Source organism: Streptomyces sp. CB01373 (genome assembly GCF_002803075.1).
Classification (GTDB): Bacteria; Actinomycetota; Actinomycetes; order Streptomycetales; family Streptomycetaceae; genus Streptomyces.
In genome coordinates this window covers 55171-78144 of sequence record NZ_NNBK01000029.1, presented here as the reverse complement: position 1 = coordinate 78144, position 22974 = coordinate 55171, and the positions used below count along the sequence as shown (strand labels likewise).

Annotated in this window: 19 protein-coding genes and 2 pseudogenes; 15 read left to right on the top strand and 6 right to left on the bottom strand. The window is 70.8% G+C overall.

Features of this window, described 5'->3' with window-relative positions; translation table 11 throughout:
• Positions 1–61: 61 nt before the first annotated feature.
• The 4 genes and pseudogenes from CG719_RS36955 to CG719_RS33990 form a co-directional block, all read left to right on the top strand.
• Positions 62–355, top strand: a pseudogene (locus CG719_RS36955) (Scr1 family TA system antitoxin-like transcriptional regulator); the annotation flags it as partial.
• Positions 352–555: a DUF397 domain-containing protein gene (locus CG719_RS34000; RefSeq protein WP_100572564.1), complete on the top strand. Its 204-nt coding sequence runs from the start codon at positions 352–354 to the stop codon at positions 553–555. The pseudogene CG719_RS36955 and the gene CG719_RS34000, both read left to right, overlap by 4 nt.
• Positions 556–971: 416 nt before the next feature.
• Positions 972–3644: a hypothetical protein gene (locus CG719_RS33995; RefSeq protein ID WP_100572563.1), complete on the top strand. Its 2673-nt coding sequence runs from the start codon at positions 972–974 to the stop codon at positions 3642–3644.
• Complete coding sequence (locus tag CG719_RS33990; RefSeq protein ID WP_100572562.1) at positions 3641–4567, top strand: phosphotransferase; 927 nt, start codon at positions 3641–3643, stop codon at positions 4565–4567. The genes CG719_RS33995 and CG719_RS33990 overlap by 4 nt, the downstream gene beginning before the upstream one ends.
• A gap of 22 nt (positions 4568–4589) precedes the next feature.
• Here CG719_RS33990 and CG719_RS33985 read toward each other — a convergent pair whose 3' ends face one another.
• The 4 genes and pseudogenes from CG719_RS33985 to CG719_RS36950 all read right to left on the bottom strand — a co-directional run.
• A complete protein-coding gene (locus tag CG719_RS33985; RefSeq protein ID WP_267895382.1) occupies positions 4590–5237 on the bottom strand; it encodes an FkbM family methyltransferase in 648 nt (215 codons plus the stop codon).
• 273 nt (positions 5238–5510) lie between these two features.
• Positions 5511–5741, bottom strand: coding sequence for a hypothetical protein (locus CG719_RS33980; RefSeq protein WP_100572560.1), 231 nt, complete (start codon positions 5739–5741; stop codon positions 5511–5513).
• On the bottom strand, positions 5734–6633 hold the full coding sequence (locus CG719_RS33975) for a phosphorothioated DNA-binding restriction endonuclease (protein WP_100572559.1): 900 nt from the start codon (positions 6631–6633) through the stop codon (positions 5734–5736). The genes CG719_RS33980 and CG719_RS33975 overlap by 8 nt, the downstream gene beginning before the upstream one ends.
• 357 nt (positions 6634–6990) lie before the next feature.
• A pseudogene (locus tag CG719_RS36950) lies at positions 6991–7125 on the bottom strand (site-specific integrase); the annotation flags it as partial.
• Positions 7126–7658: 533 nt separating this feature from the next.
• Here CG719_RS36950 and CG719_RS33965 point away from each other — a divergent pair.
• From CG719_RS33965 to CG719_RS33925, 9 genes are all read left to right on the top strand, one after another.
• Positions 7659–8168 (top strand): hypothetical protein, encoded by a 510-nt coding sequence (locus tag CG719_RS33965; protein WP_100572558.1) that lies wholly within the window; start codon positions 7659–7661, stop codon positions 8166–8168.
• 431 nt (positions 8169–8599) lie between these two features.
• Positions 8600–10738, top strand: a complete 2139-nt coding sequence (locus CG719_RS33960; protein WP_100572557.1) for a hypothetical protein — start codon at positions 8600–8602, stop codon at positions 10736–10738.
• Between the two features lie 82 nt (positions 10739–10820).
• Positions 10821–12365 carry a GT4 family glycosyltransferase PelF gene (gene pelF / locus CG719_RS33955; protein ID WP_234375896.1) on the top strand — a complete coding sequence of 515 codons (1545 nt, stop codon included), beginning with the start codon at positions 10821–10823 and terminating at the stop codon, positions 12363–12365.
• Positions 12362–13774 (top strand): hypothetical protein, encoded by a 1413-nt coding sequence (locus tag CG719_RS33950; protein WP_100572556.1) that lies wholly within the window; start codon positions 12362–12364, stop codon positions 13772–13774. The genes pelF and CG719_RS33950 overlap by 4 nt, the downstream gene beginning before the upstream one ends.
• A 168-nt stretch (positions 13775–13942) precedes the next feature.
• Positions 13943–14944: a GDP-mannose 4,6-dehydratase gene (locus CG719_RS33945; protein ID WP_100572555.1), complete on the top strand. Its 1002-nt coding sequence runs from the start codon at positions 13943–13945 to the stop codon at positions 14942–14944.
• A 33-nt stretch (positions 14945–14977) separates the two neighbouring features.
• On the top strand, positions 14978–15691 hold the full coding sequence (locus tag CG719_RS33940) for a nucleotidyltransferase family protein (protein WP_100572554.1): 714 nt from the start codon (positions 14978–14980) through the stop codon (positions 15689–15691).
• Between the two features lie 7 nt (positions 15692–15698).
• The gene (locus CG719_RS33935; protein ID WP_100572553.1) at positions 15699–16622 is read left to right on the top strand and encodes an NAD-dependent epimerase/dehydratase family protein; all 924 of its coding nucleotides are present in this window, start codon (positions 15699–15701) and stop codon (positions 16620–16622) included.
• Positions 16619–17281 (top strand): spherulation-specific family 4 protein, encoded by a 663-nt coding sequence (locus CG719_RS33930; protein WP_100572552.1) that lies wholly within the window; start codon positions 16619–16621, stop codon positions 17279–17281. Before CG719_RS33935 ends, CG719_RS33930 begins: the two co-directional genes overlap by 4 nt.
• Entirely contained in the window at positions 17278–18225 is a 948-nt protein-coding gene (locus tag CG719_RS33925; protein ID WP_234375895.1) for an endo alpha-1,4 polygalactosaminidase, read from the top strand. The genes CG719_RS33930 and CG719_RS33925 overlap by 4 nt, the downstream gene beginning before the upstream one ends.
• A 20-nt stretch (positions 18226–18245) precedes the next feature.
• On the opposite strand, the gene CG719_RS33920 is transcribed toward CG719_RS33925, so the two are convergent.
• Together CG719_RS33920 and CG719_RS33915 are read right to left on the bottom strand one after the other, a co-directional pair.
• On the bottom strand, positions 18246–19604 hold the full coding sequence (locus CG719_RS33920) for an APC family permease (protein ID WP_100572551.1): 1359 nt from the start codon (positions 19602–19604) through the stop codon (positions 18246–18248).
• A gap of 96 nt (positions 19605–19700) precedes the next feature.
• Positions 19701–20582 (bottom strand): carbon-nitrogen hydrolase family protein, encoded by an 882-nt coding sequence (locus CG719_RS33915; RefSeq protein WP_100572550.1) that lies wholly within the window; start codon positions 20580–20582, stop codon positions 19701–19703.
• A gap of 84 nt (positions 20583–20666) precedes the next feature.
• On the opposite strand from CG719_RS33915, the gene CG719_RS33910 reads away from it, so the two are divergent.
• Both CG719_RS33910 and CG719_RS33905 read left to right on the top strand, forming a co-directional pair.
• Positions 20667–21461 carry a FadR/GntR family transcriptional regulator gene (locus CG719_RS33910; RefSeq protein WP_100572567.1) on the top strand — a complete coding sequence of 265 codons (795 nt, stop codon included), beginning with the start codon at positions 20667–20669 and terminating at the stop codon, positions 21459–21461.
• Between the two features lie 150 nt (positions 21462–21611).
• Positions 21612–22964, top strand: coding sequence for a glutamine synthetase family protein (locus CG719_RS33905; RefSeq protein ID WP_100572549.1), 1353 nt, complete (start codon positions 21612–21614; stop codon positions 22962–22964).
• Positions 22965–22974 lie beyond the last annotated feature (10 nt).

The window sequence follows — 22974 nt, the reverse complement described above, 5'->3', positions numbered from 1 at the left end:
GATCTACCCCACGACCGAAGATCCTCCCAACGCGGTTACACCACTACAGGGGGCATGACCGACGCGGGAGCTGCTCGACCACCTGTTGGGGGTAGTGGACCGGCACTGGAACGTGGAGGTTCAGGTGATGCCGCTGCGGCGACCAATCCATGCGGGGCTGGATGGGCCCCTTCAGTTGCTGGAGACACCGGAGAACCAGTGGTTCGCGTACTCGGAGGGACAGGAGAACGGCCGTCTCATTACGGGCCGGAAGGAGATCAGCATCCTCCAGCAGCGTTATGCGAAACTGCGTTCGCAGGCCCTTGCCCCCGAGGACTCCGTGAGCCTGCTGAAGCGAATGCGAGGAGCGCTATGAGCACGTTCGAACTGGCCTGGTTCAAGAGCAGCTACAGCGGCTCGCAGGGCGACAGCTGCATCGAGATCGCCGTTGCCCGGGAGGAGTCAGGCACCACGGAAACGGTCCACGTCCGAGACTCCAAGCAGCAGCGCGGCCCCCAACTTGCCCTCTCCCCAGCCGCGTGGAACGGCTTCGTCTCGTACGCCGCCCAGGCCTGACGCCTTACGGCAGCGCCTCGCATCGGTCAACTCCGGTGCGGGGCGGTTGCGTTCACCCCGACGCGCCAGGCATTCGCTGCTGGTATACGTGTCGCGGGCCGTCTGCACCTCGCGGGCGTACTCCACAATCCGGCACTTGGCCTGCGGAACGAAGCCGGTGCCCTGGTCGGCGGGATTGCCTTCGACGATCTCAACGTCGATACCGACCGTGGTGCCGTGCTCAACGACGATCTATGGACGCCGCCGGATTCACGCTAATCGCCTTGATCATCGGCACCGGTCTGCTCAAGGCCATGCCCTCCGCAGGCGTAGGGCAACAAAGCATGGCATCGTCCGGACAGGACGCCTCCTAGTGTCATCGGGCCAACTCGACGATCTCACCGCGAAACCCGTCGTGCACATGCTGTCATTGCCACGTGGACATCGATCGGTTCTTCTCCCTGGGTCCAGCCGCGCCGTTCGAGGTGCATGAGGTCTTCACTGATCGCGAGGCCGCATTGGCAGCCTTCCGGAACCGCTCCGTCGCGCACGCCTCGCGGAACTGGGATACCGCCGAGCTGATGGACTTCCAGCGCCCGGCAGAGAACCTGCTCACGTTCATTGGGCTGGGCGGAGTGGGCAAGAGCACCCTGCTTCGGCACGCTGCGGAGTTGGCCACCGCTGGCCATCTCGCCGGAGTACGTTCCCGAGGCGCCACAGCGCACGTCAACTTCGCAGAACCTGATGTGCTCAGCTTCGAGACGGTGCTTCTGCGTGTCCGCGCGGCTGTCGGATCGCTGGGACGCAGTTGGCCGGCGTTCGATCTAGCCCTTGCCCTGTACTGGGAACGCAAGCATCCCGGCGAGAACCTGGTGACTTTCCTACGCCGACGCACCCCCGCAGGAGCAGCATCGGCGCGCGTCGCTGACCAGATGACGAGCACCGTGGACCAGATGGTCGGCGGCTTCGGCCTCGCCGGCCTGGGCTATCAACTACTGAAACTGGCCGGCCAGAAGGCCGCGCACAACAACCGCGTGAAGCGCCTGGCCCGAGAATTCCCACCCTTCGAGGCGCTGATCAGCGAGACCGACCCCGGCCGAATGCTCGGTTACCTACCTGTCCTTCTCGCACGGGACCTGGAAACCCACCGGCGCAAGGAGCCGGCCCTGGTCCTATGCCTGCTCGACACCTTCGAACACGTTCAGGTCCTCACACCCGAGCGCGAAGGCCTGGAGGACCTGGTCTCGCGCATGGTCTACCTCATGCCCAACGTCCTCTTCCTCGCCTCGTCCCGACGTCACCTAACCTGGCACGACCCGATCCGCGCCACAACTCTCGCTTACGGAGGACAGCAGCGCTGGCCGGGGCTGCGGACACCGGACCAGGACGGGATCTACGGTCCGAGCGGCGACCAGCTCGCGTTGGACGGCTTCGACGACCCGCACGCGGACGAGTACCTCCGGTACCGCCTCACTCACGAAGGCCGGCCAGCGATCCCGCGGCATCTACGCCGCCGCATCATCGACGGTGCCGTCGGCTCACCTCACTACCTCGAACTGTCGGTCTCGCTCTACGAACAGATCGCCGCCCGTGGCCAGGCCCCGGAGGAAGAGCTCTTCGGCCTTCCCTTCCCCGAACTCGTCGTCCGTCTCATACGGGATCTCGATGTCGTGGACCGGGATCTGCTACGTGCCGCCGCCCTACTCCAGGCCTTCGACGCCGACACCCTCGCCGCTGTTCTCCCCAGACTACGCAGGCGTCGAATCGAGGATTTCCTCCGGCGCACGATGGTGCTCTCCGACGGCACCAGCTGGCCTGCCTACCGCCTGCACGAAAACCTGAGGCAGGCCGTCAACACGTGCGACAACTACACACCGGACGGTTGGACATCCGAGGAGCGCCGACAAGCAGCAATCCGTGCAGTCGGACACCTCACCGAGTCCGCCCTGGTGGAGCACCGAGGGCAAGACACCCCGGCGAGCCGCCAGGCCACCGCTTCGGCCCGCCTACCCCGCGCCGTGCCCGCGTTCCTGCTCGCCTTCCAAGCCGCCGTCGAGCACGAGATCCTGCCCCCTGACCTCGGTCAGCTCGCCTACGCGCTCTATGAGCTCGGTCAGTGGCAGGTGCTCCTGGGACTCCCCGCACTCCCACGCGGTACAGCGGGGGAACTGATCCGGCTTCGCGAGACAGCCCGGGTTTCGGCCGACACGAGCCTCGAAGCCCGCGAGCGCCTCGCCCAGCTCAACGCGCTGCCGCTGCAGGACGGTGATCCGTACGCCGCTTACGCAGAGGTCGTCCGGGGGAACCTTGCGTTCTTCTGCGGGGAACTCCACGAGGCGCAGCGGACGTTCACCGCCGCCGTCGATGAAGCCGCACCCCTCGGTAGCGAGGCACAGCTCGGATTGATCGGCCTAGCGCTCCGCACCAGCCGCTTCACCGCCCCCCTGCTCGCTGTGAGCCCGGCCCTGGAACCCCGAATAGCCCAGAGCGGTTCCGCCGACGCTCTCGGCCACCTGGAGCTGCACAACGCGAGGTTCCAGCGTGCAGCAGAGCACTTCAGTCGAGTACTTCAGCACGCCCGCGACGCCAAATCTCCCTTGTGGATCGCCCGCGCCACACGGCACCTCGCGCTAACTCACATGTGGCTCGAACCCGATACCGCGGCCGGCTTCCTCGCCGAGGCCCGAGAGCTCAACAACCGTCTGGGCGACACGGTCGGCCTCGCCCAGTGCGACTTCGCGGACGCACTCGTCCACGCACACCGCGGCTACTGGTACCGAGCCGAGCAGCTCCTCAACCGGGCCCGGGCTGGACACGCCGCCGCGGGCGTCACCTTCGACCTCCTCCCGATCGAAGCCATAGAAACCCTCGTCCTCCTCGGGCAGGACAGACCGTCCCACGCCTGGGACACGGCGCAAAGACTCGCCGCGGCCGCAGACGCCGGTCGCCCCCTCGGCCCGCCGGCCTGGACCGCAATCACCAGACTTTGGACGGCCCCCGACGACCACGCCGCGTTCGACACCATCGACTGGATCGAACCTGCAACCGCACGTCAGCGCTGGCAAGAGCCCCTGGACACACTGCTTGCCCACAACCGGCGAGGGGAATGAGTTCGACCATGCCACGACGCCCCACCCGCTGCGGCCCCCTGGACCTCGGCGACACCCGCGCCACATTCCCTACCGACCGCGTGCCCGAGCCTCAAGTCCAGGCAGCCCTGGCCGCAGCCATACAAAGTCCGGCCTATGACGGCCCACCCCTCAGACATGATTACAACGGCCCAGTTGCCTTCGGTGCCGCCACCATCGCCAAAGCCCAACACCGACTTCACGAGCTCCTCGATACCGCCATCTGGTTCGCTGCGCTCGGACCACTCACCGGTATCCCGGTTCCCGCGCTCTTGGACCGCGGCATCACCTCGGAGCAAGACGGCAGCCGCTGGTGGCTCATCCTCGAACGCGTCCACGGTAACGCCGTTCGCCGCCCCACCCCCGCACAGCAGCACAGCCTCGGCACCGCACTCCGCGGCTGGCACGAGAAGGCGCCCCTTGCCGGTCTCGCTCTCGACGACCCCGGGGGCCTCGGCATCATGCTCGGCAGCGCCCGAAAGTTCCACCCCGACACCTACCCGGCCTTCGCCGAACTGCTAGCCGAAACCAGCCGCGGCCTGGAGATGACCGCGATCCACGGAGACGTTGCGGTAGCCCACAACACCCTCGTCGCTGAGGACGGACAACTCGCCGCAATCCTCGATCCCGGAGCCATCCATGTCGCGCCGCCCGAGTTCGACCTCGCCTGGGCCCTTGCTGTCGACATGCCCCGAGGCGCCCAGATGGCCCCACTCCTGGACGCCTACGGTCGGGACGCGATCAACCCCGACAACCTCGACGCGCTGCTGCCGCTCTTCCAACTCCGACGACTCCTCGACTGCTACATCATCGACGAACCGGACGACGCCCGTTGGCTCCACGACCACCTCGGCCGCCGCGCACCACACTTGCTGAGCCTTCCTGGAGTTCCCCTTTCGCCCTGAGGTCGGGTGCATGCAGGGTGCTTCAAACGGGGAACCCCAGCTGCTCCGCCCAGGCGACAGGTATCCAGCGGTCCAGCGTGTTCGCGGGTATTGAGAGGGCGACCCGCAGTTCCGGTTCGTCCTCGCGCACGTACCAGCGGTTCAACCCGTCGAACAGCGTCAGCACATAGCCGGCGGTCAGCAAGTTCGGCTCCCATTCTAGGTGGCTGGGCTCCGCCGTAAGCGGGACCGTCGCCTCTACAACTACTACGCGCGGCCGCCAGTGCTGGAGATCGGCAGACGCCAGCACGTCGGCCTCCGCGCCCTCGACGTCTACCTTCAGCAGATCGAACCCGGGCGCAGCGTGGGCACGCAGAACGGACTCCAGCGTCACCACCTCGACATCGAGGGTCTCCGTTCTCCACCCATTGGTGCGGTGGCGGCCTGCAACGTCATCCCGCAGGGTCGACAGGCCACTGCCACCGGTCTGGCCGGGGCCAGCTACTACCCGGTGGAACCTTGACCGTCCAGGAACCGTCCCAACGGCCACCTGCAAGGTCACGTCATCGGGCCTCGCCGCCACAAGGCGGGCGTACCGCTCTGGCAGCGGTTCCACATTCACACCGGTCCAACCAAGTTGGTGGACGAGGTTGCGTGTCACAGAACCAGACTCAGGTTCTCCTGCCCCCACGTCGACGAAGAACCCGCCAGTTCGCTGGTCGAAAGCCCGGAGCAGAACAACGTCTTCCGCGTTCCCCGCATAGGAGACGACTCGGAAGTCGGGTGTACCAAAGCGAGACACAGTCCCTCCGATAGGTCATCCGTTGTGACCAGCGGTTCTGGAGCTTCACCCCATCGCTGCTTGCTACTCGGCCTTCAACGCGGTCATGAGCTGGGGAGATGAGACTCCGGAAGAAGTCTTACCCGACCGCGCTGGTGCTCACCGCGCGGTCGGCGGACTGTTTCAGCTGGATCGCTTGCCGATCGTCTGCTCCGTGAGTACACGAAGCACGCGATCTGCGTTGGCCATTCGGGTGCGGCAGTGGGCCCGCATGGCCTGCCGGCAACCGAGGATCCCTCGGAACATGCGGGCCGCATTACCGAACAAGGCGAGGTCGCCGTCGTAGAGGAAGGCTGTCTGGGACAGCAGACGCGGGAAGCTCTGCTCGAAGCTGCGGGCGACGCGATCAACCATCCGCTGCCCGAGGGCGCGGTACCCCGTGGAACACCTGTTGACGATGCCAGTCCCGGTGATGCGCGGCGACACGCGGCATGCCGGGCTGCGGACCGATGACCGGGCGTCCCGACAGCGCCAGCACCTGACGCAGCGCTGCCGGGCTCCGGCCGACGAAACGCTGGGACACCATCACCGTGTCGTCCTGGGCGAGACCCAGCACGCCCTTGTCAAAGAGCTTGTGATGCAGGGAGCACAGGCACAGGGTGTTGTCCATTGCGTCCGGCCCGTCCAGGGCCCACCAGCGGACATGCGCCGCCTCCAAGCCCACGGGCACCGCGCCGATCCGGCCGTCGTAGCCGCAAAAGGCGCACTGGTACTCGTATGCAGTCAGCACGAGCTCCCGCAGTCCAGCGTCGCGCCGCCGCCCGGCGACTCCTGTCGGCGGCTCTGTCCGGGGAGGGTCCAGCTCCAGCCCTACCGCCTCACACAGGTCCGCGTGCAGCGACGGAGCAAAGTGACGGTCGAGCAGGACGCGGGCCATGCGTTCAAGCAGCCCAGGGGTTTGCTGCAGGCCCGCTCGAAGCTCCGCGGCGAGCCTTCCTCTCGCCTCCGTGGCTCGCAGCGCGAGCACGCCTGTTCCCGGACTGCCTTCTCCACGGTTGGTAGCGACTTCCCAGAGCTTGTCGCTCTCGAGGTGATGGAACGGGTAGGCGGGGGTGGTGCGACGGGAGGGGCCGTACTCCGCCAACAGCTGCTTCAGGTCCGCCTCGACTGCGCTGTAATGCAGCTCGACACCGGGGTCGCGCTGGAACCGTCCCAAGGCGTAGAGAAGCAGGAGCGGCTTGTGCGGAGCGCGGACCCCGTCTCGGGTCCACTGGCGCATCCCTGCCACCCGATCGACCCATTCCATAGGCAGCAATCGTAGCCGCGCCCTCCGAACGGGCATGGTGGACTTCTCGCGGCAGCGCCGAGGCATCTGCCGGCGATGGGCGATCCCCAGTGGGCCGTTTCGGCACCGCAGCATGCCCGCCACAATGTTCCTGGGCTATCGAGCCGGGGTTCCACGATGGTGGCGCTTGGCCTGGGAGTCCCAGGCCGCTGGCCGACGGAATGGCTCTGGAATGCGGCGGGGCATCGCGGCCGGGCCGGTCGGTCAGCGATTGGCCGAGCGCGGTGTGAGCATCATCCGGGCCATCGCAATCACCCGCGCGCTGCTTGGGAATGCGGAGACACCGCTTCGAGTCGCCATCGACATCGTGGCCACGAGTACGGCCACCTTCGACCGGGCCGTTTCTCGGAGTCCAGGAGCGTCGTGGCCATGCTCGCGACACCAGGCCAGCCAGGACAAGACCGCGGCACGGCGAGCGTTCCAGGTGTTGACCGCCTCAGTGCCCCACAGCAGGGGCGATCACCGACGATGAGGACAAGCCACGCCCTTACGGGGGGCCTGCGGGGCCACTCCGGTCCTCAACGTGGACGGTGTGCAGTTCGGTGCCATCCCGGTGGCGCTTGGTTCGGCACAGTCACGATCTACTGATGCCGTCGGCGAATACGCGACACCTCAACATGCGAGCCCACCAGTCTCAGCCCCCCGTTCCCGTGGGGTGGTGGCGAGGCAGCGGTCCCGTCCGCCGGTAAAGGCCTCGACTTGGCAGCGAGGCCGGGGGTGCAGCGACCGAGCTGGCGAAGGTGCCGTACACGCCAAAGTGCGACTGGGCGGATTCCGGCATTCCGGGCTCGCGCCGGCCCGTCGTGCCGTTCTGTCACACCACCGGTACGCTGCGTATTCACCTCTCAACTCGGTGACGACACGCCTTCTCCACGGTGTCTTCACGGGACCCGTACCTTCGGCCAGCCGGGGTGTCCGGCGGTTCGTCGGAGGCAGACGGGGTGCGTGTCGGCTGCCTAGCCTCCCGGGGCATGCGATCACCTCTGATGAGACGTCTCGGTCTCGCCGCCGTCCTCGGGTTCGTCCTCGCCGTCTTCGGACTGGCTCCCAGTGCGAGCGCGGAGGCCGAGCCGGCCTCGCTGACGTTCTCCACCGACACCGCCACCACCACGCCCGGCGGCACCGTTCAGCTGTCCATGACCATGACGAACCACAGGACGTACGACGTCTGGTTCGTCTACCAGACGATCGACCCGACCTGGCTGACCACCCAGCGTCCCGACCTCAAGTACATCTTCACCGGGTGCACCCTGGCGACGGCGGCCGGCAGCACTCCCTGTTCCGGTACCGGTCCCGCGAACCTCGGCAGCAATTACGGCGCCACCATTCCGCCCGGCCAGAGCCGGACCGTCACCCTGACCCTGCAGATCGCCCCCGACTCGGGCTGCAACGGCAACATCGGCTTCTACTCGTACTACTACGCCGAGTTCAGCGACAGCACGAACGCCACCGGCGGCCCCGTCTACACACCGGAGACCCGTGTGGTCTGTTCCTGACGGCAGGACGACGGAACGAACAAAACGACTTGACGACGCCCCCGCGGTGTCCGGATTCGACCGTATGAGCGGCCAAGTCGCGCGGGCGTCATCGACGGTACGGCCACCGGCGGACCCGACGGGTCCGCCGGTGCTTCGCGTCGGGCCCCGACCTGGGACGTCAGCCGCCGGACCGTGCGGCGCACCGCGGCCTCGCCGCGTCATCGCGCGCCCCGGCGGACCGGTCCGCGGCCGGAGCACGTTCAGGTGGACACCTGCGTTTTTCCGTCACGCCTCGCAATTCGACCACAAAAGTCACACAAAGAAGTCACCATGTGACGTGACGGATGCGTCGACGACCGGCCTTCGAGGGGACGGCAGGCGTCGACCGTGGGGGTGCGTCCGCTCCATGGGAGCTGTGCTCACCCCTGCCCGGGGGGGAGGACTTCCGCATGAAGCGGACCATGCGCACCACCACGTTCGCCTTAGGCGCGCTCATAGCCGCGCTCGGATTACCCGCGGGCGCCGCGCACGCCGACAGCAGTCCGCCCCGTGTCGATCTGCGGACGCTGATCGTGAGCGACGGCGGCCCCGCCACCGACGCGATCGCTGCCGAACTGGACACCGCGGGGACGCCCTACACGAAGATCGATCTGAACCAGTCCGGCAGACCCGTGATCAACGCCGGGTTCCTCGCGGACACGGTGGACGGCCGGCCGCGGGCCAAGTACCAGGCCGTCGTGCTGCCCAACGACAACCCGTTCCCGGCGAACTCGCCCGAGATGGCGGCGCTCGCGGACTACGAGCGGACGTACAACGTTCCGCAGGTCGACGCCTACACCTACGCCCGCCCCGAGGCCGGGTTGCAGTATCCGGTCGCCGGTGTCGGCTACTCCGGAAGCCTCGACGGCGTCCAGGCGGAGGTGACGGCCGCCGGCAAGGCAGGCCCCTTCGGCTACCTGAACGGCGCCGTACCCTTCGAGGACATCTCCCCCACCGTGTCGGAGAGTTACGCCTATCTCTCGCAGCCGGCCGCCGGCGCGGACTTCACGCCGTACGTCGAGGCGCCGATCCCCGGGGAGTCGACGCGCGGCTCGCTGGTCGGCGAGTACCGGCACGACGGGCGGCGGGAGTTGGTCGTCACCTTCGTCTACAACCAGTACCAGCAGCAGTTCCGGCTGCTGGCCCGCGGCATCGTCGAGTGGATGACCGGCGGGGTGCATCTGGGCGCCTCCCGCAACTACTTCGCCGTGCACGTCGACGACGTGTTCGCCGCCGACGACCGCTGGGACACCGTGCTCAACTGCACGCCCGGCGACGTCGACTGCCCGAACGGCGCGGGCACGCCCGACCCGATCCGCATGACCGCGGCCGACGTCGACCACGCCACCGCCTGGCAGCGCGACCACGGTTTCACCCTCGACCTCGTCTACAACGGCGTCGGCAGCGTCGAGCAGCGCGCTGAGCACAACGGGGCCGACGCGCTGGCCGACCGGCTGATCGCCGAGCGCGGCAAGTTCCGCTGGGTCAACCACACCTACACCCACGCCTTCCTCGGTTGCGAGCAGAACGTCACCGTGGTGCCCTGGCGGTGCGCGACCAACGCGAACGGCAGTGTCAAATGGGTCAGCCGCCAGGCCATCTCCGACGAGATCGCCACCAACCGGGTGTGGGGGCAGAGCGTCGGACTGCCCCTGCAGAACGACGAGTTGGTCACCGGTGAGCACTCCGGTCTGAAGGTGCTGCCGCAGCAGCCGGACGACAATCCCAACCTGGCGCCCGCGCTCGCCGACAACGGCGTCTCCTGGCTCGCCTCGGACAACTCCCGTGACCCGGTGCTGCGCAAGGTGGGCGCCGCGACCACCGTCTCCCGCTACCCGATGAACATCTTCTACAACGCCGGGCGGGCGGCCGAGCAGGTCGACGAGTACAACTGGATCTACACCAGCCGCGCCCAGGGCGGCAGCGGCATCTGCGAGGACAACCCGGCCACCACCACCTGCCTGCCGGCCCCGCTGGACCCCGCCACCGGCTACGCCGACCACATCGTGCCGCTGGAGACGCGCATCGCCCTCGGGCACGTGCTCGCGGGCGACCCCAAGCCACACTTCATCCACCAGTCCAACCTCGCCGAGGACCGCCTCGCCTACCCGGTCCTGGACGGCGTACTGGACGGCTACCACGCGCTGTTCGCGAACGACACCCCCGTGGTGAACCTGCGGATGAAGGACATCGGCGCGGAGCTGCAGCGCCGCGCGGCCTGGCAGGCGACCCTGCGCAACGGGCAGGTGACGGCGTACCGCGTCGGCGGCACGGTCACGGTGTCGGCACCGAACGGTGTGGCGGTCACCGCCACCATGCCGGCCGGCACCACCCTGGCCGGCCACGCCTTCGGCTCGGCGTACGCGGGCGCGCTGTCCGGCTGGACGGCCTCCACGGGGCGGCCGCTCACGCTCGGGCTGCCGTCGTCCGCCGCCGCGCCGCACACCGCCGCGAAGGCGGCGAAGCACGGACCGGTCACCGTTCCCGCACCCCGCACCCGCGTACCCGCGGGTGTGAGCAAGCCGCCGACGCAGAACGCGGCGGGCTGAAGCGCGCAGCCCACAGGTCCCGGCCGCCACCCGGCGGCCGGGACCGGCACGACCACCCACACCTCGGCCGTGGAGCACTCCTATGCACGTTCACCGCGGCGCGCGCCCCACTGATCCGACGCGCGTCACCCTGCTCACCGAAGGAACGTATCCGCACAGTCACGGCGGCGTCAGTGTCTGGTGCGACCAGCTCGTCCGCGGCATGCCCGACCTGGAGTTCGACGTCCTCGCCGTCACCGGCACCGGCCGCGAGCCGCTCGTGTGGGACCTGCCCGCGCACGTGTCCCGCATGACGTCCATCCCCATGTGGGGCGCCCCGCCGGAGGGCCGGCTGCCGCGAGGGCGCGCGCGCAACCGACTGACCAGTGCCTACGAGCGGTTCCTGACCGCGCTGCTCGACCCGTGCGCCGAGGACGGGTTCGCGCCCGCGCTCCACACGATGGCGCGAGCCGCCGCCGACGGCACCCTGAGCGCCTTTCTCCGCGGCGACCAGGCCATCTCCGTACTGACCTCGGTGTGGAACCGGCCGGGACTGGTGGTGCGCGAGGCCCGGCCGACCCTGCACGACGCGCTCACCGCCACCGGCCTGCTCGAACACGCGCTGCGTCCGCTGGCCGCGCCGCCGCCCACGAGCGGGGTGGCGCACGCGGTCAGCGGCGGAGTCGCCGTACTGCCGGGGCTGGCCGCGCTCGAACAGCACGGCGTACCACTGCTGTTGACCGAGCACGGGGTGTACCTGCGCGAGCGCTACCTCGGCTACCGCACCGCGCCGTACCGCTGGCCGGTGAAGGCGGTCGTCCTGGGCTTCTTCCGGCTGCTGACCCAGGAGAGCTACCGCAGGGCCGCGCTGATCACCCCGGGCAACCGCTACAACCGGCTGTGGGAGGAGGAGGGCGGTGCCGCCCCGGAGTCGATCCGCACCGTCTACAACGGCGTGGACCCAGCCGCGTTCCCGCCGGCCGGACCGGAGCCCGGGGTGCCCACCCTCAGCTGGGCGGGCCGGGTGGACCCGATCAAGGACCTGGAGACCCTCATCCACGCCTTCGCCCTGGTCCGGGCCGAACTGCCTGATGCCCGGCTGCGGTTGTTCGGCGGCACACCGCGCGGCGGGGAGGGGTACCGGGACCGCTGCGAGGCCCTGGCCGCCGCACTCGGGCAGGCGGACGCCGTCCGGTTCGAGGGGAGGGTGGAGGACATCAAGGACGCCTACGCCGCCGGCAACGTGGTGATGCTCTCCAGCATCAGCGAGGGCTTCCCGTTCACGCTGATCGAGGCCATGTCGTGCGGGCGGGCGACCGTGTCCACCGACGTCGGCGGGGTGCGGGAGGCCGTCGGCGACACCGGTGTCGTGGTCCCGCCGCGCGACCCGGCCGCCATGGCCGCCGCCGCGCTGCGGCTGCTGCGCGACCCCGGGCGCCGCGGGGCGATGGGAGAGGCGGCCCGGCTCCGGGTGATCGAACAGTTCACCCTGCGCCGGACCATCGAGACGTTCCGTTCCATCTACCTGGACCTGGCGGCACGGGACCGGGCGGGCGCGCGACCGGTCCCGCGGCCCACCGCGGACAGGGGCACCCCGGGGGCCACGAGCCCCACAGCCGCTCCGGTCACGGAAGGCGTCGCGATATGAGCGGGCCCATGGCGCTCGAACCCGATGGGTCCGAGCAGGACACGCTCGCGCTCCGGCTCGCCGGGACGCGGGCGCGGCGCCCGCGCCCACGCTGGGCGAACGACAGCACGCTCGCCCTGCGGCTGCCCCGGCACGGACCGGACGAGAACGAGGTCAGCCGGCTCGCCGCCGAGCTGGCCGACCGCATCGGGCCCGCGGTGCACCCCTACGAGGTGGCCGCGCTGCTGGAGGCCGAGGGACTGTCGGGCGACGTCATCAGGAACCAGTACGGGCATCCGAACCTGTTCTCGCTGGCCTCGGCGCTCTACGAGCGGGTGCCCCGGAGTTTCCCCCAGCCCGCCGCGGTCCCGGATCCATGGCGTCCGGACCATGTGCGCTGTCTGCTGCGGGGTGCCCTGTTCGCCCTGCCGGGACTGGCGTATCTGCTGGCCGCGCCGCTGTGGCACGCCCAGGAGCACGCTTCCGCGCTCGTCGTGGCGTTGATCGTCTCCTGGGCCTGGGGGCAGGCGGTGGGGCACCGCGCGTACCTGCGGATGGCCGCGGGCCCCCGGGAGGCCGGCCGCACCCTGCTGGCGGGCGCCCCGCTGGGGGCTGTGCTGGCCACGGCCGCGGCGGTGCCGCTCTCCGGCGGGGGTCCGGTGGTCTGGGTGGTGGCCGCGCAGTCCGCGTACCTGGCCGCGGCCGGTGTCCTGCTGGTCCTCGCCCGGGAGAGGTGGCTGCTGGCCGCGCTCACGCCGCTCGTCGCCGGTGCCGTGCTGCTGCCGTGGTGGGAGCCGGGCCCGTCGGCGCGCGCCGGTCTGCCGCTGCTCGCGCTGCTGGCCACGCTCGCCGTCACGGCACGGGCCCTGCGGGTCGTCCTCGTGGCCCCGGCCGCCGCCGACAGCCCACGGCCGCCCCTCACCGCGTCCCTCCCCTACGCCCTGTTCGGCATCGCGGCGGCGGTGCTGGTGCTCCTTGAGGGCCGCCGGCACCCGTACGCGGTGATCGTGCTGACCGTGAGCATGGGGCCGGCCGAGTTGCTGCTGTACCGCTACCGCGGCTGGTCGCTGGCCGCACTGCGCCGTACGGCGACACCCGCCGGGTTCCTGCTGAGCTCGGCCGGCGTACTCGGCCTCTGTCTGTCCGCCTACCTCCTGCCGCTGCTGCCCGCGGCCCTGCTCACCGGGGCCGGTCCGGCCGAACTGCTGCTGCTCGCCGCCACCTTGTGGACGGCGTTGCTGCTTCAGGCGTTCGGCGTGGCCTGGCCGCCCGCGGTCGTCTGCCTGCTCGCCGCGGGCTGCGCGGGCGCGGTCACCCTGCTGCGGCTGCCACCCGAGCCCGCGGTGCTCGCGCTGTGCTGCGGAGCGGCCGCGCTGTGCCTGTCCGGGTACGTGCTGTACCTGCTCGGCCGGCCGGCCCCGCACCTGTGACCGCGCCGGGGCCGCAGAAGCCTCCAGCCATCGCGGCTCCCCGTGCCGCCGGCCACCCCCTCTGCCCCACCGCGACTCCCGCCCCACCGCGACCACGTCCCGCCACGACTCCCGCAGCGCCTCAGCTCTCCGCAGCAACCCGTCGAACGCCCCGAAGGGACACAAGAGTTGACATCCGCACCGCTCGCCGCCGTCACCGGAGCCGAGGGCTTCATCGGCTCGCACCTCACCGAGGCGCTCGTCGCCTCCGGTCACCGGGTCAGGGCGATGGCCCAGTACAACTCCTTCTCCTCCTACGGGTGGCTGGAGACCCTGCCCGCCGACGTCCTGGACCACGTGGAGATCGTGCTCGGCGACGTGCGCGACCCCGGCTCGGTCCGCGGCCTGCTCGAAGGGGCCGACTGCGTCTACCACTTGGCGGCCCTCATCGCGATCCCGTACTCCTACCAGGCACCGCACAGCTACGTGGACACCAACGTCACCGGCACGCTCAACGTGCTGGAGGCGGTGCGCGCCCTGGGCACGCCCCGGCTGGTGCACACCTCCACCAGCGAGACGTACGGCACCGCGCAGACCGTGCCGATCACCGAGGACCACCCCATCAACACCCAGTCGCCGTACGCCGCTTCGAAGGCGGGAGCGGACCGGCTCGCCGACAGCTACTACGCGAGCTTCGGCACCCCCGTGGTGACCCTGCGGCCGTTCAACACCTTCGGGCCGCGCCAGTCGATGCGCGCGGTGATCCCCACGGTCATCGGCCAGGTGGCGGCCGGACAGCACGCCATCACGCTCGGCGACCTGCGTCCCACCCGCGACTTCACCTACGTCAAGGACACCGCGCGGGCGTTCCTCGCGGTGGGCACGTCCGCGGCCGAACGGGTCGTCGGGCGCACCTTCAACGCCGGTACCGGGGGTGAGATCTCGGTCGGCGACCTGGTCGCGCTGATCGGCAAGGTCATGGACACCGCCCTCGACGTGCGCGAGGACACCGAACGCCTGCGGCCCGCCGCCTCCGAGGTGATGCGCCTGGTCGCGGACGCGACGCGGCTCGCCGATGCGACCGGCTGGCGGCCCGCGCACACCCTGGAGCAGGGGCTCGCGCACACCGTGGAGTTCTTCCGCGACCCGGCCAACCTGGCCCGCTACAAGACCGGCATCTACAACATCTGACCTCGCACGGCCCGTCCACGAAGGAGAGGCCCCATGCACGCAGTCATCCTGGCAGGAGGCAAGGGCGTCCGGCTCCGGCCCTACACCACGGCGCTGCCCAAGCCGCTCGTGCCCATCGGCGACCAGCACGCCATCCTCGAGATCGTGCTGCGCCAGCTCTCCGCGGCCGGTTTCACCACGTGCACCATCGCCATCGGTCATCTGGGCGAGATCATCCGCGCCTATGTCGGCGACGGTTCGCAGTGGGGGATGAAGGTCGAATACTCCACCGAGGAAAGCCCGCTGGGGACCATGGGTCCCCTGCTGACGATGCGCGACCGGCTGCCGGAGACCTTCCTGGTGATGAACGGCGACGTCCTGACCGACCTCGACTACGCGGACATGCTGCACCGGCACCGGGACTCGGGCGCGCCGCTGACCATCGCCACGTACACCCGCAAGGTGCACATCGACTTCGGGGTGCTGACCACGGACGCGAGCAGGGTCGTCGCCTTCACCGAGAAGCCCAGCCTGGACTACCGGGTCTCGATGGGGGTCTACGGGCTGTCCCGTTCGACGCTCGACGGCTACACGCCCGGACTGCCCCTGGGCTTCGACGAACTGGTCCTGGACCTGCTCGCGGACCGGCGTCCGCCGTACGCCTACGAGTTCGACGGATACTGGCTGGACATCGGCCGCCCCGACGACTACGACCAGGCCAACGCCGAGTTCACCACCCGCAAGTCACTGCTGCTCAAAGGAGCCTGAACCGCGCATGCGCATTCTCGTCCTGGGCTCCACCGGCTATCTGGGACAGCACGTCACCGCACGACTGCGCGCGCTGCCGGGCGCGCGGGTGCGTACGGCGGGCCGCTCCGCGGACGCCGACGTCGCGGTCGACCTCGCCGGTGACCCACCTGAGCGCCTGGCCGGGCTCCTCGCGTCCGAGGCGCCGGACGCCGTGGTCAACTGCGCGGGCGTGACCGGCGGCGACGCCGTCGCGCTCGCGGAGGTCAACGCCCGCGGCCCGGCCGCCCTGTGCGCGGCGCTGCGCGAGGCGGCCCCGGCCGCCCGCCTGGTGCACCTCGGCTCGGCCGCCGAGTACGGTCCGGGCCTGCCGGGGACGAAGGCGGCCGAGTCGGCCGCCACCTGCCCGCTCGGCCCGTACGGCGCCACCAAGCTCGCGGGCACGGTCGCGGTGACCGCCTCCGGTCTGGACGCGGTGGTGCTGCGTGTCGGCAACCCGGTGGGTCCGGGGGCACCGGTCACCGGGCTGCCCGGCCGGATCACCGCGCTGCTGCGCGCGGCCGGTGCGGACCCGGACGCGGTGCTGCGGCTCGGCGACCTGTCCGCCCATCGCGACTTCGTGGACGTGCGCGATGTGGCCCGCGCGGTGGAGCTGGCGGTCACGGCCGGCGGTCCGCTGCCGCCGGTGCTCAACATCGGCGGCGGCGAGGCCGTCCGGGTCCGCCGTCTGGTGCGCGAGCTGGCCGGGCGGGCCGGGTTCCGGGGCCGTATCGAGGAGGACGGGGGCGGCTCCGCGCGCTCGGCGCGGGTGTCCTGGCAGTGCTCCGACATCGGCGCGGCCGCCGGGGCCCTGGGCTGGCGGCCGTCGCACACCCTCGACGAGTCGCTGGCCGCGCTGTGGACGGCCGCCGGGCCGGCGTCCCACGCCCCGGAAGTCGAGGTCGTGCCGTGAGCCTGCTGGTTCCCTTGTACGTGCACCCGGCCGAGGATCCGGGTGCCTGGCACCGGCTGATCAGGTCGGCGGCCCGCACCTACGCGGTCGTGCTGAATCCGGCCAGCGGGCCGGGGTCGGGTCCGGACCCGGCGTTCACGGCGGTGGCCGAGGCGCTGCGGGCGGCCGGTGCCCGGCTGCTCGGCTACGTGGACACCGACTACGGAATGCGCGACGCGGCCGAGGTCGCCGACGACGTGCGCAGGCACCGCGAGTGGTACGCGGCCGACGGCTGCTTCCTGGACCGCGTGACGGCGGCGCCGGACGGGCTGCCGGCCTGCCGGAAACTGGTCCGGTCGGCCCGCCGGCTCGGCGCCGGGACGGTGGTGCTGAACCCGGGCGTCCATCCGGCGCCCGGCTATGCCCGCATCGCCGATCTGACGGTCACCTTCGAGGGCCACTGGTCGACGTACGTGTCGGCCTTCAGCCGCCCGGCCTGGGCGGCCCGGCAGCCCGCCGAGCGGTTCTGCCACCTCGTCTACGGGGTGCCGGAGGCGCTCGTGCCGCTCGCGGTGCGGACCGCGTGCGCGCGCGGTGCGGCGGTGTGCGGGCCGGTGACGGGAGAACAACCGAATCCCTGGGCCGGGTTGACCCCGGCCCTGACCGGGACGGAGCGATGAGGATCAGGACACTGACATGCGCGGCGGCGCTGACCGCGCTGGCCGCCTCCCTGCTGACGGGGTGCTCGGACACCGACCGGGACGAGGGCGGGGCCCCACGGCCCGGTCCGACCGGCACGGCACCGCGGGGCCCCGGCCACCCGACGACCCCGGAGGCGACGCGCTCTCCCACGGCGGCCACCACGGGGCCGGAGAGAACGAGCCCTCCCGCGACGGCCGGGCCGACCCCCGGCACGCCTCAAAAGGCGCTGTGGCGGCCGCGCCCCGGACTGGCCTGGCAGTGGCAGCTCAACGGCAGGGCCGATCCGTCGGTCGACGTGCCCGTCTACGACATCGACGGCTTCGAGAACTCCGCGGCGGACGTGGCCCGTCTGCACCGGGCGGGCCGCAAGGTGATCTGTTACGTCAACGTCGGCGCCTGGGAGAACTTCCGGCCCGACAAGGACGCCTTCCCGCGCTCGGTGCTCGGCGGGACCAACGGGTGGGACGGCGAGCGCTGGCTCGACATCCGCCGCCTCTCCGTCCTGCGCCCGATCATGGAGCGGCGGTTCGACATGTGCCGGGACAAGGGCTTCGACGCGGTGGAACCCGACCTGCTGGAGGCCTACTCCAACCGGACCGGCTTCCCGCTCACCGCGCGCGACCAGCTCCGCTACAACCGCATGATCGCCGAAGTCGCCCACGAGCGCGGCCTGTCGGTGGGTCTCAAGAACGACCTGCCGCAGATTCCGCAGCTCGTCGGCGACTTCGACTTCGCCGTCAACGAGGAGTGCGCGCAGTACCGGGAGTGCGAGCGGCTCACCCCGTTCGTGAAGGCCGGCAAGGCCGTCTTCCATGTGGAGTACGCGGTGTCCGCCGACGGCTTCTGTCCGATCTCGCGCAGGCTGGGCCTGTCGTCGATGCGGAAGAAGCTGGAGCTGGGGGTGTGGCGCGAGCCCTGCTGAACAGGCCCGCGGCCACCCGGTCAGACCGGTTCGGGGGTCTTGGTCTCCTCGGAGAAGTCGATCTCCGGCGGCGGGGTCCGGAACAGGCGGGTGAGGTAGGCGAGGTAGAGCACGCCCACGGCCAGCCAGATCAGGCCCAGGGTGATGGCCTTGCCGTCGAGGCGGGTCAGCAGCCAGATGTCGACCGCCGCGCCGATCAGCGGGAAGACGACGTGGGTGAGCGGATTGAGTCTGCGGCCCTCGCGGCGCTCGCGCATGAACGTGGCGATCACGCTGAGGTTCACCGAGGTGAAGGCGGTGAAGGCACCGAAGTTGATGAACGAGGTGGAGGTCGTCACGTTGAGCCGCAGCGCGATGAGCCCGATCACGCCCGTCAGCACGATGTTGACGGCGGGGGTGCGGAACCTGGGGTGGACGAACCCGAAGAAGCGGCGGGGCAGCACGCCGTCCCGGCCCATCGCGAACAGCAGGCGGGAGGCGCTGGCCTGGGCGGCGATGCCGGAGGCGAACTGGGCGACCACCAGGCCGGCCAGGAAGATCGAGGAGAACAGGCTCCCGGCGATCGTCTTGGCGATCTCGAAGGCGGCCGAGTCCGGGTCGGCGAAGGTGCTCCCGGGGTGGACGAGCTGGGTCGTGTAGGCGAGGAAGACGAAGATGCCGCCGCCGATCAGGGCGATGAGGATGATCGCGCGGGGGATGGTGCGGCGCGGGTCGACGGTCTCCTCGGTGAGGGTGGTGACGGCGTCGAAGCCGAGGAAGGAGTACGCGGCGATGGCCGCTCCGGCCGAGATGCCGACCAGGGTGCTGTTGTCGTTGAAGAACGGCGTGGCGCTGAACAGGCCTCCGGCTCCCGAGTGGTGGAAGACGTGGAGCAGCGAGAAGAACGCGAAGAAGCCGATGACCAGCACCTGGAAGATCATGAGCAGGTCGTTGGTCTTCTCCGCGGTGCGGATGCCGCGGACGTTCAGCGCGGTGGTGATCGCGATGAAACCGACGATCCAGACCCAGAAGGGCACGCCGGGGAACTGGGCGTGCAGATAGGCGCCGCCGATCAGCCAGATGACCATCGGCAGGAAGAAGTAGTCGAGGAGCGTCGCCCACCCGACGAGGAAGCCCGCCCTGGAGTCGATGGCCCGCCGCACGTAGGTGTAGGCCGAGCCCGCCACCGGATGGGCCGCGGCCATCTTGCCGTAGCTGTGCGCGGTGAAGATCATCGCGACCATGGCCAGCAGATAGGCGGTCGGGACGGTGCCGTTGGTCGTCTGTGCGATGACTCCGTACGTGCCGAGCACGATCAGGGGGGTCATGTAGGCGAGGCCGAAGGCGACGACTGATCTGAGGGTCAGGGTCCGGTTCAGCGTCGGGGTGGGTTGTTCCATGGCGTGGCTCCAGGAGGGCGGGTGGGGGCCGGGCGGGCTTTCGGGGAGGTGCGGGCGGGCGTGGGGGGACGGGGAGGGGGCGGACACGCGGGGCGGTCAGTCGCCGGGGCGGCGGTCCGGATTCCAGCGGCGGGGGTCGATCCGGCCCTGGTACAGCGGCAGTTCGATCGGGGCGTCACCGTCGCGGAACTGGTCCCAGACGCGGTTGAGACCCGCCGTGCCATGGGTTCTGACCCGGGTGACGTCGTCGAGGTCGAGCACATCGGTGAGGACGGTGGGCAGGGCGTCGGGGGACTCGACGCGTACCCGGCCCTCCGGGTCCACCACGAGGCTGCGGCCGGTGCCGACCGGGCCCGCGGTGTTGACGCTGATCACGTAGACCTGGTTGACCATGGCGTTGGCCCGGGCCAGGACCAGTTCCTGGGCGCGGTCGGCGGTCGTGGTCATGACCGGGTTGACGATCACTTCGGCGCCCATCCAGGCCAGGTGCCGGGAGACCTCGGGGAACCACGCGTCGTAGCAGATCGCGAAGCCGATCCGGCCCGCCTCGGCCAGGTCGGCCACGACGAAGCGGTCACCGGGGTCGTACGGCTCGTAGGGGCGCCAGGGGAAGACCTTGCGGTAGGAGGCGGCGAGCCGGCCCTCGGGCGAGAAGGCCAGCGCGGTGTTGAACAGCTCGCCGCCCGCACCGCGCTCGCACACGCTGCCCGGCAGCAGCCAGACGCCCAGGTCACCGGCGAGTTCGGCGAGCATCCTGGTCCGGGGGCCGTCCAGCGGCTCCGCGGCCTCCTGGAGCTGCGCCTCCCGCTCCTCCGCGGAGCCCTCCACGCCGCACAGGTGCAGCTCGGGATACACCGCCAGACGGGTTCCGGGGAACCGTGCGACGAGGTCCTGGACCTCGTCGGCGAAGCCGGCCAGCGGCAGCCGGGAGGAGCGCGGAGGGGCCTGCGCGAGGGCGATGGGGAGGGGCCGTGACACGGAAGTCACCACTTTCGAGACAGCAGGTGGCCTGATGGCGAAAAAAAATAGAGCATGATGAGCACTTAAACAAGAGTGTTCAAGATGAGCACTTTTGAGTACGGTGTCGCCATGCCCGGCTCACCCGTGAACTCCCGTCCGGCGCGCGCGGAGCAGGCCACGCTCGGCCTGAACGCGCCACCGCTCACCGCCATCCGGCGGCTGTCAGCCCTGGACGCCGTGCGGGCCCGGATCGCGCTCGCCGTCGATCTCGGCCTGCTGGCGCCGGGCGAGCGGCTGCCCGGCAGCGACCGGATCGCCGAGGCGCTCGGCGTCTCCGAGATCACGGTCCGCCGGGCCCTGGTGGCGCTGTGCAAGGAGGGCGTGCTCGAGCGCCGGCGCGGGCGCACCGGGGGAACACTGGTGGCCGAGCGGCCCGCCCACTCGACGGTCGGGGCCATCGAGACGTACCGGGCGGCGTCCGCGGACGTGCACCAGCTGATCGACCACCGGCTGGTCCTGGAGTGCGGGGTGGCCCATCTGGCCGCGCTCCGCGGCCTCGGCGCGGAATCCGCGCGGGAGCTGGACCGGCTGGTCGAGGAGATGGACCGGGCCCCGAGCTGGGCGGAGTTCCACGGCTGCGACGAGCGGTTCCACATGGCGGTGGCCGCCGCGACCGGACTGGAGTCCGTCGCCGAGCCGTACGGCGCCGTGCTGCGGGAGCTGTACCGCTACTACCTGCCCTACCCGCTGGACTTCCTGCGCCACTCCAACGACGAGCACCGCGCCCTGGTGAAGGCGATCCGGCGCGGGGACGCGGTGGAGGCGGCCGAGGTGGCTTGCCGCCATGTCGAGGACCTCCACAAGACCATGTTCATGGACCTCCTCGACCGGCGCTGACCGGACGGGCGGTCCAGGGCCGCGCCGGGCGCACCCCCCGCACCGGCCGCCGCGGCCGGTTCCGGCACGCGCACCCCGGCCGTCGGGCGACCACACTCGAGAGCACGAACGCGGAGCCGGTCACGGCCGCACGCGGTGAAGGAGGAGACCATGTCCACCGCGCGAGAGGAGCGGGGCCGGGCGGCGAAGGAGGCCGACCGGCTGACGGCGCAGGGAGTGAGCGGGGTCGCCCTCACCATGGTGGACACCGCGGGCATCACCCGCGTCAAGACGGTGCCGGTCACGGCGCTGCCCGACGCCGCGCGGTGGGGTGTCGCCATGCCGCCGGTCTTCGACCTGTTCCTGGCCGACGACTCCGTCACCTCCGGGGCACCCTCCGGCACCCCCGAGGGCGATCTGCGGCTGCTGCCCGACCTCGACCGGCTGACCCCGCTGGCCGCGCAGCCCGGCTGGGCCTGGGCGCCGGCCGACCGCCACGACCAGCGGGGCACCGAGTACCCCGGCTGCCAGCGGCTGTTCGCCCGGCGGATGACCGAGCGGGCCGCCGAGCGCGGACTCGCCCTGCGCATGGGCTTCGAGACCGAGTGGGTGGTCGGCCGGGACGCGGACTTCTCCCCGTCGCCGTCCGGCCCGGCCGCGGGGCCCGCGTTCGGCATGGCACGGTTCGTTGAACTGTCCGACTACCTGCGCGACGTGCTGGCCGCCCTCGTCGCACAGGGGGTCGCCGTGCAGCAGCTTCACCCGGAGTACGCGCCCGGCCAGTTCGAGGTGTCAGTGGCACCGGCGGACCCGGTGGGGGCGGCCGATCTGGCGGTGCTCGTGCGGGAGACGGTCAGGGCGGTCTCCGCGCGGCACGGGCTGACGGCCTCGTTCGCCCCGGTCGTCGAGGCGGGGACGGTCGGCAACGGACGCCATCTGCATCTGAGCCTCTGGCAGGACGGCCGGAACCTGTGCCGGGACGGGGACGGACCGCACGGCATGACGGCGGTCTGCGAGGCGTTCCTCGCGGGCGTCCTCCGGGAGCTGCCCGCGCTGCTCGCCCTCGGCGCGCCCTCCGCCGCCAGCTATCTGCGGCTGGAGCCCTCGCGCTGGGCCGGCGCGTTCCAGTGCTGGGGCCCGGAGAACCGGGAGGCCGCGATCCGCTTCGTCGCCGGAGCCCCGGACGCCGTCTGGGCGGCGAACGCGGAGATCAAGAGCTTCGACGCGGCGGCCAACCCCTATCTGGTGGTGGGCGCGGTCATCGCCGCGGGACTCGCCGGGATCGACGCCGCTGCGACCCTCCCGCCGCCCGTGGTGGACGATCCCGCGCAGGTGGGAGGGCAGACACGGCTGCCCGGCTCGCTCACCGAGGCGCTGGCGCACTTCGAGCGGTCCGTGGTGCTGCGCGAGGCGCTGGGAGAGACGCTGTTCGGCGCGGTCGTCGCCGTACGCCGTGCGGAGGCCGCCCGGTTCGAGGGGGCGACGCCGCAGAGCGTCGTGGCGGCCACGCGCCTGCGGTACTGACGGCCGTCGA